Annotated in this window: 7 protein-coding genes; 3 read left to right on the forward strand and 4 right to left on the reverse strand. The window is 57.2% G+C overall.

The window, feature by feature from the left end; translation table 11 throughout:
• Positions 1-7: 7 nt before the first annotated feature.
• A complete protein-coding gene (locus SOP85_RS06300) occupies positions 8-1,132 on the reverse strand; it encodes a methyltransferase (RefSeq protein ID WP_323626416.1) in 1,125 nt (374 codons plus the stop codon).
• A gap of 166 nt (positions 1,133-1,298) precedes the next feature.
• On the reverse strand, positions 1,299-2,030 hold the full coding sequence (locus tag SOP85_RS06305; RefSeq protein ID WP_323626417.1) for a helix-turn-helix transcriptional regulator: 732 nt from the start codon (positions 2,028-2,030) through the stop codon (positions 1,299-1,301).
• Between the two features lie 326 nt (positions 2,031-2,356).
• On the opposite strand from SOP85_RS06305, the gene SOP85_RS06310 reads away from it, so the two are divergent.
• Positions 2,357-3,133, forward strand: coding sequence for a ferredoxin--NADP reductase (locus SOP85_RS06310; RefSeq protein ID WP_274074516.1), 777 nt, complete (start codon positions 2,357-2,359; stop codon positions 3,131-3,133).
• Positions 3,134-3,163: 30 nt separating this feature from the next.
• Here SOP85_RS06310 and mscL read toward each other — a convergent pair whose 3' ends face one another.
• Positions 3,164-3,577, reverse strand: a complete 414-nt coding sequence (gene mscL / locus SOP85_RS06315) for a large-conductance mechanosensitive channel protein MscL (protein WP_274074517.1) — start codon at positions 3,575-3,577, stop codon at positions 3,164-3,166.
• A 617-nt stretch (positions 3,578-4,194) separates the two neighbouring features.
• Between mscL and radA the strand changes: the two genes are divergently transcribed.
• A complete protein-coding gene (radA, locus tag SOP85_RS06320; RefSeq protein WP_323626418.1) occupies positions 4,195-5,562 on the forward strand; it encodes a DNA repair protein RadA in 1,368 nt (455 codons plus the stop codon).
• A 121-nt stretch (positions 5,563-5,683) separates the two neighbouring features.
• Here radA and SOP85_RS06325 read toward each other — a convergent pair whose 3' ends face one another.
• Complete coding sequence (locus SOP85_RS06325; protein WP_274074519.1) at positions 5,684-6,052, reverse strand: PilZ domain-containing protein; 369 nt, start codon at positions 6,050-6,052, stop codon at positions 5,684-5,686.
• Between the two features lie 160 nt (positions 6,053-6,212).
• Between SOP85_RS06325 and SOP85_RS06330 the strand changes: the two genes are divergently transcribed.
• The coding region (locus tag SOP85_RS06330; protein WP_323626419.1) for a carbon starvation CstA family protein at positions 6,213-6,707 on the forward strand (495 nt) is incomplete at its 3' end.

Here is a 6,707-nt window from a genome sequence, read left to right on the forward strand (position 1 = left end):
TTGCGTGTTACTTGCGGGCCTTGAGGATCACGAATTTCGGGGTGGCCGCCACTTGCTCCACTCCGCGAAACAAACGCGCCAACTTGCTGTGATAGCCCAGATGGCGGTTGCCGACGATGTACAGCGCTCCGCCCACCACCAGCGCCTCACGGGCTTGCTGGAACATCCGCCAGGCGAGGAAGTCACCCACCACCTGTTGTTGGTGAAAAGGTGGATTGCACAGCACCACATCCAGCGACTGGGGCTCCTGCCCGGCCAGGCCATCGCCCGCCCGCACGATCACCTCCCGCTCACCCAGCGTGGCGCGCCAGTTTTCGGCGGCCGATTGCACCGCCATGAAGGATTCATCGACCAGCGTGTAGCGGGCTTCGGGGTTTTGCAGGGCACTGGCGATGGCCAGCACGCCGTTACCGCAACCGAGATCGGCGACCCTTGCGCTGCCGAGGTTCTTCGGCAGGTGCGGCAAGAAGGCTCGTGTGCCGATGTCCAGGCCTTCACGGCAGAACACGTTGGCGTGATTGAGCAGTTCGATCGCCGGATCATCCAGTCGATAACGGCTCGGGTAGGGGGACTCGACGGCGGCTTTGGCTTGAGCCGTGGCGATCAACAGCCGGGCTTTTTTTACCGCCAACGAGGCCTGCACCGGGCCAATATAGCGCTCCAGCAGATCGCCGGCCGCACGCGGCAGATGCTTGAGCATTGCTCCGGCAATCACCTGGGCGCCGGGCGACAGTTGGCCTTGCAGGCGGATCAGTTGTTCTTCCAGTAATGCCAGTGTCTTCGGCACCCGGATCAGCACCCGGTCGAACGGTCCCATAAAGGGTTCACTGGCCGGTACGTGGGGCACGGCGTCAAACGCCTGGCCGTTACGGACCAGATTCTTTTCCAGCCCCTGCAAGGCCAGGAACGAATCGCCGCTGCTGGTCACATTGACCCTGCCTGCCAGGCTGACGGCCAATGCGCCAAAACTGTCGTTCAGCACCAGTACCCGCGAATTCGCCGCGGGCTGCTGCTCGGCCAGGTGATTGAGCAGGTACTCGTCTGCGGCGTCAAAGGCTTGCAGCGGTTCGTTCTGCTGTTCGGGCTGGCGGATCAGGTCGAGCTGGGCGAACGGGGTTTCGAGCAAGGGCATCGGGCAGGGGGCTCTGATAGATAAACGAGGATGTTCCGCGGCCCTGAGGCGTTTGTTGCGGGCGGGACCGTCCGAGTGAACTGCGGCATGCTTTTTTACACGTCAACACTCAAGAGGGATGCAAATGGTACGATTTTTTCTTTTGGATTACCCGCAGGTTTTGTGATCAGCGCAGCGCGCCGCTGCCGAAATAGCCCGCCTTGACTGCGGCAATGACGGCCGAAATCTTGTTATTGACCTCCAGTTTCTCAATCGCACTCTGCACATGGAAATTGACGGTGCGTGCACTGAGATTGAGAATCCTGGCACTCTCGTAGGCCGTCTTGCCATCGGCTGCGAGTTTCAGCACGTCGATTTCCCGAAGCGACAAATTCGTCGCAGCCGATTTTGCCGAATGCGTTGGAAGCGATTGTGCGACCAGTGCATGCAGACGCTGTCCTATGAAGACGGAAAAGCCGAAATTCTCGTACAGCTCAAACGCACTGATGGGACAATGGCTCCGGGCCAGGCTCAGGATGCTGAACAGGCCGCTTTCATCGTCATGCAACGATTGCGACCAGCCGTGTTGAAATCCTTGAATTCCAAGCGCTTCCCACATCGATGGGACTTTGCAGAAAAGCTCTTCACTCCATAGAACGGGCAACATGGTTTGATTGCAATGAGCCACTACTGGGTCAATTTTACCAAGTTTTTTCTGTTCATACTCGGTGTTCCAGCTTGCAGGATAATTGTTGAGTCTGAGTGTGTTTATTTGCTCCGATCTGGTTTTGTAAGTGACTGAAAATTCAAAAAATTTATATCCGATATTTTTCGCGAAACGCAGCGCTACCTGGTAGGCGGTGTCGATCTCCTTTGCGCCGGCTATCTGGCTGAGTTGTAACTCCTTCCACCTTTCCATCTTTGAGCTCCCGTCTTTTTCGGCTCGGGTGTGTATGGATCCAATGTCCAGTACGCACGGATTGTAGGATGTTTCATACAGGGCGGTGAGAATTTTTTGTTTTGTTTAAATTTTCAAATCAGGTTTATGGTTCTAATGTTATCGAGTTCGAAAGATGTCAGTGTTAATGTAATTGCGCAGGTTTTCTTATTGTTTAACTAAGTGGTTAAATGTGTTTGGGAATAGTCACTCATCAGAAGATGTTTCGCTAAAAACACTACAAATCGCCGGTGTTTATGGGGCCCGCAATGCGAGACACTGCGGTCATGTGTTGAAGGGAGCACCCCATGACTGCCAGTGAAGAGAAATTTACCCGCCAGACCTTGCTCGATGTCCAGCCGTTGACGTCGAACCTGTTCACCCTGCGCACCACGAGGGATGCAGGTTTTCGCTTTCGCGCGGGGCAATTCGCCCGGCTGGGCGTGGTCAAGGCGGACGGCAGTACGGTATGGCGCGCCTATTCCATGGTGTCTTCACCCTACGACGAGTTTCTCGAGTTCTTTTCCATCGTCGTACCCGGCGGCGAATTCACCAGCGAGCTCAGCCGGCTGGGCGTGGGCGATACGCTGCTGGTCGATCGGCAGTCCTATGGTTACCTGACACTCGACCGCTTCGTCGACGGCCGTGATTTGTGGCTGTTATCCACCGGTACAGGTCTGGCACCGTTTCTATCGATCCTGCAGGACTTCGAGGTCTGGGAAAAATTCGAGCGCATCATCCTGGTGTATAGCGTCCGGGAGTCCAGGGAATTGGCTTATCAGGCGCTGATCGCCGGCTTGGCGCAGCGCGACTATTTGCAGGAGTTTGCCCACAAGTTGCAGCTCATCAACACCGTGACTCGCGAGCGGCACCCCGGCGCCCTCAACGGGCGGATCACCACCTTGATTGAAAACGGCGAGCTGGAGCGGGCGGCTGGCGTGGCGCTGACGCCTGAGCATTCACGGGTGATGTTGTGCGGAAACCCGCAGATGATCGATGACACGCGCAAATTGCTCAAGCAGCGCGACATGCACTTGAGCCTCAGCCGGCGACCCGGTCAGGTGGCGGTCGAGAACTTCTGGTAAAAAAACGGCGCCTTGATGGCGCCGTTTGTTTCAAGGTCGGTTGTTCTGGGCCTTGAGCAAGTCGCGAATCTCACCGAGCAACTCTTCTTCCTTGGTCGGAACCGGCGGCAGGGTGGGCGCGACGGCTTCTTCACGCTTGAGGCGGTTGATGGCCTTGACGCCCATGAAGATTGCGAAGGCGACGATGACGAAGTCGATCAGGGTCTGGATGAATTTACCGTACGCCAGCACCACCGCCGGGGCATCGCCCTGGGCGGCCTTGAGCGTAATGGCCAGGTCACTGAAGTCCACCCCGCCGATCAGTAGACCGATAGGGGGCATGATCACATCGCCGACAAACGACGTCACGATCTTGCCGAAAGCAGCGCCGATGATGATACCGACGGCCATGTCGATCACATTGCCTTTGACGGCGAAGGCCTTGAACTCGCTTATCACGCCCATAGGACATTTCCTTGTTACAGATGAGGTTGGTGAACGCAGTGTAAATCAGCAGATCGCATCCTGCTCGAAACGACTGCGTGTGAGGTCTGCCTGCAATCGACTGATTCTGCGGTAAAAAGTTTACAAATTGCGCTTCTCCATGCGCCGGGATCTCCTTGCATCTGCTTCCAGCCGCTGGGCAATCGATGATGGGCTTGAAAGAAATCGCTATGGATTGCACTAGTGATTTGAATGTTCGGACGCTCACCGGTAAATGGGTGATAAGTCTTCCAGCAGGTTGCACTGGTTATTAGGTCAGGGTGTCAATCTATAATCGGAGTTAGTGGGAGGTAAAATTCAGGCGTCCATATTTGTATGGCTATAAAAGGGGTGTTATACGTGCAGGGAGTTGATAGTTAATATTTGTACAGGTTTTTTTCTGTCGCTGTTAGGGTGGCCAGGTATTTTGGTGAATTTGTGTATAAGTAAATAACTTATATGTTATGAATTTGTAATTGAGGTCTTTCGAACAAGATTGCTATTCACCAGCCGTATTCAATTAAGGTTGTCTGGCATCAATCGCGACGTACCAGGACAGCTGACCTGAGCTATCATCGCGGTTTTTGCCGGGAGTTCCGATGGCCAAGGCCAAGCGCATGTACGGCTGCACCGAGTGTGGCTCAACCTTTCCCAAGTGGGCCGGACAATGTGGCGAGTGCGGCGCCTGGAACACGCTCACCGAAACCATGGTGGAAAGTGGCGGGGCAGCGGCGCCCAGCGGTCGCACCGGCTGGGCCGGCCAGCAGGCGCAAATCAAGACCCTTGCTGAAGTCAGTGTCGAGGAAGTCCCGCGTTTCTCCACGGCTTCCGGTGAGCTCGACCGGGTGCTCGGTGGCGGCCTGGTAGACGGCTCGGTAGTGCTGATCGGCGGCGATCCCGGCATCGGCAAATCCACCATTCTGCTGCAAACCTTGTGCAATCTGGCCAAGAGCATGCCGGCGTTGTATGTCACGGGTGAAGAGTCGCAGCAGCAGGTGGCCATGCGCGCTCGACGCCTGGGGCTGCCTCAGGATCAGCTACGGGTCATGACCGAAACCTGCATTGAAACCATCATTGCCACCGCCCGGCTGGAAAAGCCCCGGGTCATGGTGATCGACTCGATCCAGACGATTTTTACCGAACAGCTGCAATCGGCGCCGGGTGGCGTGTCTCAGGTTCGCGAAAGCGCGGCGCTGTTGGTGCGTTATGCCAAACAGTGTGGCACCGCGATTTTCCTTGTGGGGCACGTGACCAAGGAGGGCGCCCTGGCGGGGCCGCGGGTGCTGGAGCACATGGTCGACACCGTACTGTATTTCGAAGGCGAATCAGATGGGCGCCTGCGCCTTTTGCGGGCGGTAAAAAATCGTTTCGGCGCGGTCAACGAACTGGGTGTGTTCGGCATGACCGACAAGGGCCTGAAAGAAGTCTCCAATCCTTCGGCTATTTTTCTGACCCGTGCCCAGGAAGAAGTCCCAGGCAGTGTGGTCATGGCGACATGGGAAGGCACACGGCCGATGCTGGTGGAAGTCCAGGCGCTGGTCGATGACAGTCACCTGGCCAATCCGCGCCGGGTGACCCTGGGCCTGGACCAGAACCGCCTGGCGATGTTGTTGGCGGTCTTGCACCGGCACGGCGGCATTCCCACCCACGACCAGGATGTGTTTCTCAATGTGGTTGGTGGGGTGAAAGTACTGGAAACGGCATCTGACCTGGCCTTGATGGCAGCCGTCATGTCGAGTTTGCGTAATCGGCCGCTGCCCCATGACCTGCTGGTGTTCGGTGAGGTCGGCCTGTCCGGTGAAGTGCGCCCGGTGCCTAGCGGTCAGGAACGCCTGAAGGAAGCGGCCAAGCACGGCTTCAAGCGGGCGATCGTGCCCAAGGGCAATGCACCGAAAGAAGCGCCGCCGGGGTTGCAGATCATCGCGGTCACCCGACTGGAGCAGGCGCTCGACGCCCTGTTCGAATAACACCAATCCCCTGTAGGAGCGAGCTTGCTCGCGATGGACGTTAACGATGACGCGCGCTGTCTGAGTGAGCGCGTGATCCGGACGTTTTTCGCGAACAAGCTCGCTCCTGCAGGGGGGCGATTCAGATTTCGATGAGGGCACCCAGTTCCCGCTCAAGCTCCTGCGGATCCCCCAGATTGAATTCAATCAATCGCCGCAGGCGCTCAATGGACTCCAGGCTGATATGCCTGCACTCGAAGCCGAGCTGCCCGTGGTCTTGATGGGTCAACTGCACATCCATCTCGATATCGACGTCTTCGCTCAGATGGATGTCGACAAAAAAATCCTGCTGCGGATCGCCCAGCCAGGGTTCCGGCCGCTCGATCAGCAAGCCCTTGAGCGACAGGTCGATCAGTTTCACCGGCCAGATGAACGGCCCCTGGCCCAGCTCGGTTCTGGCATCGAACGCAATACGTTTGAAACGGCGACGTTCGGCAGGGAGCTCGCTCATGGCACGATCCTCGGAAATGTACGCTGACTATAGACCGGCATCGCGAAAAGCTGCCAGCGCCGCCAGGTGTCTAGACCAATGTTGGGGTATGGCCTTTGCTGTCAGGCGAGCTAAACTCGATGTTGCTGTCTTTCTTGTCCACTCTGGCTGGAATAATAAAATGAAAAATAATAATAGCCCGCTACGCCACTTACCCTGGCTGCTGCTGGCAATCGTTGGGGCGTGCGCCCTGGGCGTCGTGGCACTTCGCCGAGGTGAAGCGATCAACGCTTTGTGGATCGTGGTCGCTGCCGTGGCCATCTATCTCGTTGCGTATCGTTACTACAGTCTGTTCATCGCTAATAATGTCATGCAACTCGATGCTCGACGGGCTACCCCCGCCGTGCTCAACAATGACGGTCTGGATTATGTCCCGACCAACAAGCATATCCTCTTCGGTCACCACTTCGCGGCCATCGCTGGCGCGGGGCCGCTGGTCGGTCCGGTCCTGGCGGCGCAGATGGGCTATCTGCCCGGTACTTTGTGGCTGATTGCCGGCGTGGTGCTGGCCGGTGCCGTGCAGGACTTCATGGTCCTGTTCATGTCCACCCGCCGCAACGGTCGCTCCCTGGGCGACATGGTCCGCGAAGAAATGGGCCGCATCCCCGGCACCATC

It is taken from the genome of Pseudomonas sp. YuFO20 (assembly GCF_035064975.1).
In the GTDB taxonomy this organism is placed as follows: Bacteria; Pseudomonadota; Gammaproteobacteria; order Pseudomonadales; family Pseudomonadaceae; genus Aquipseudomonas; species Aquipseudomonas putida_AE.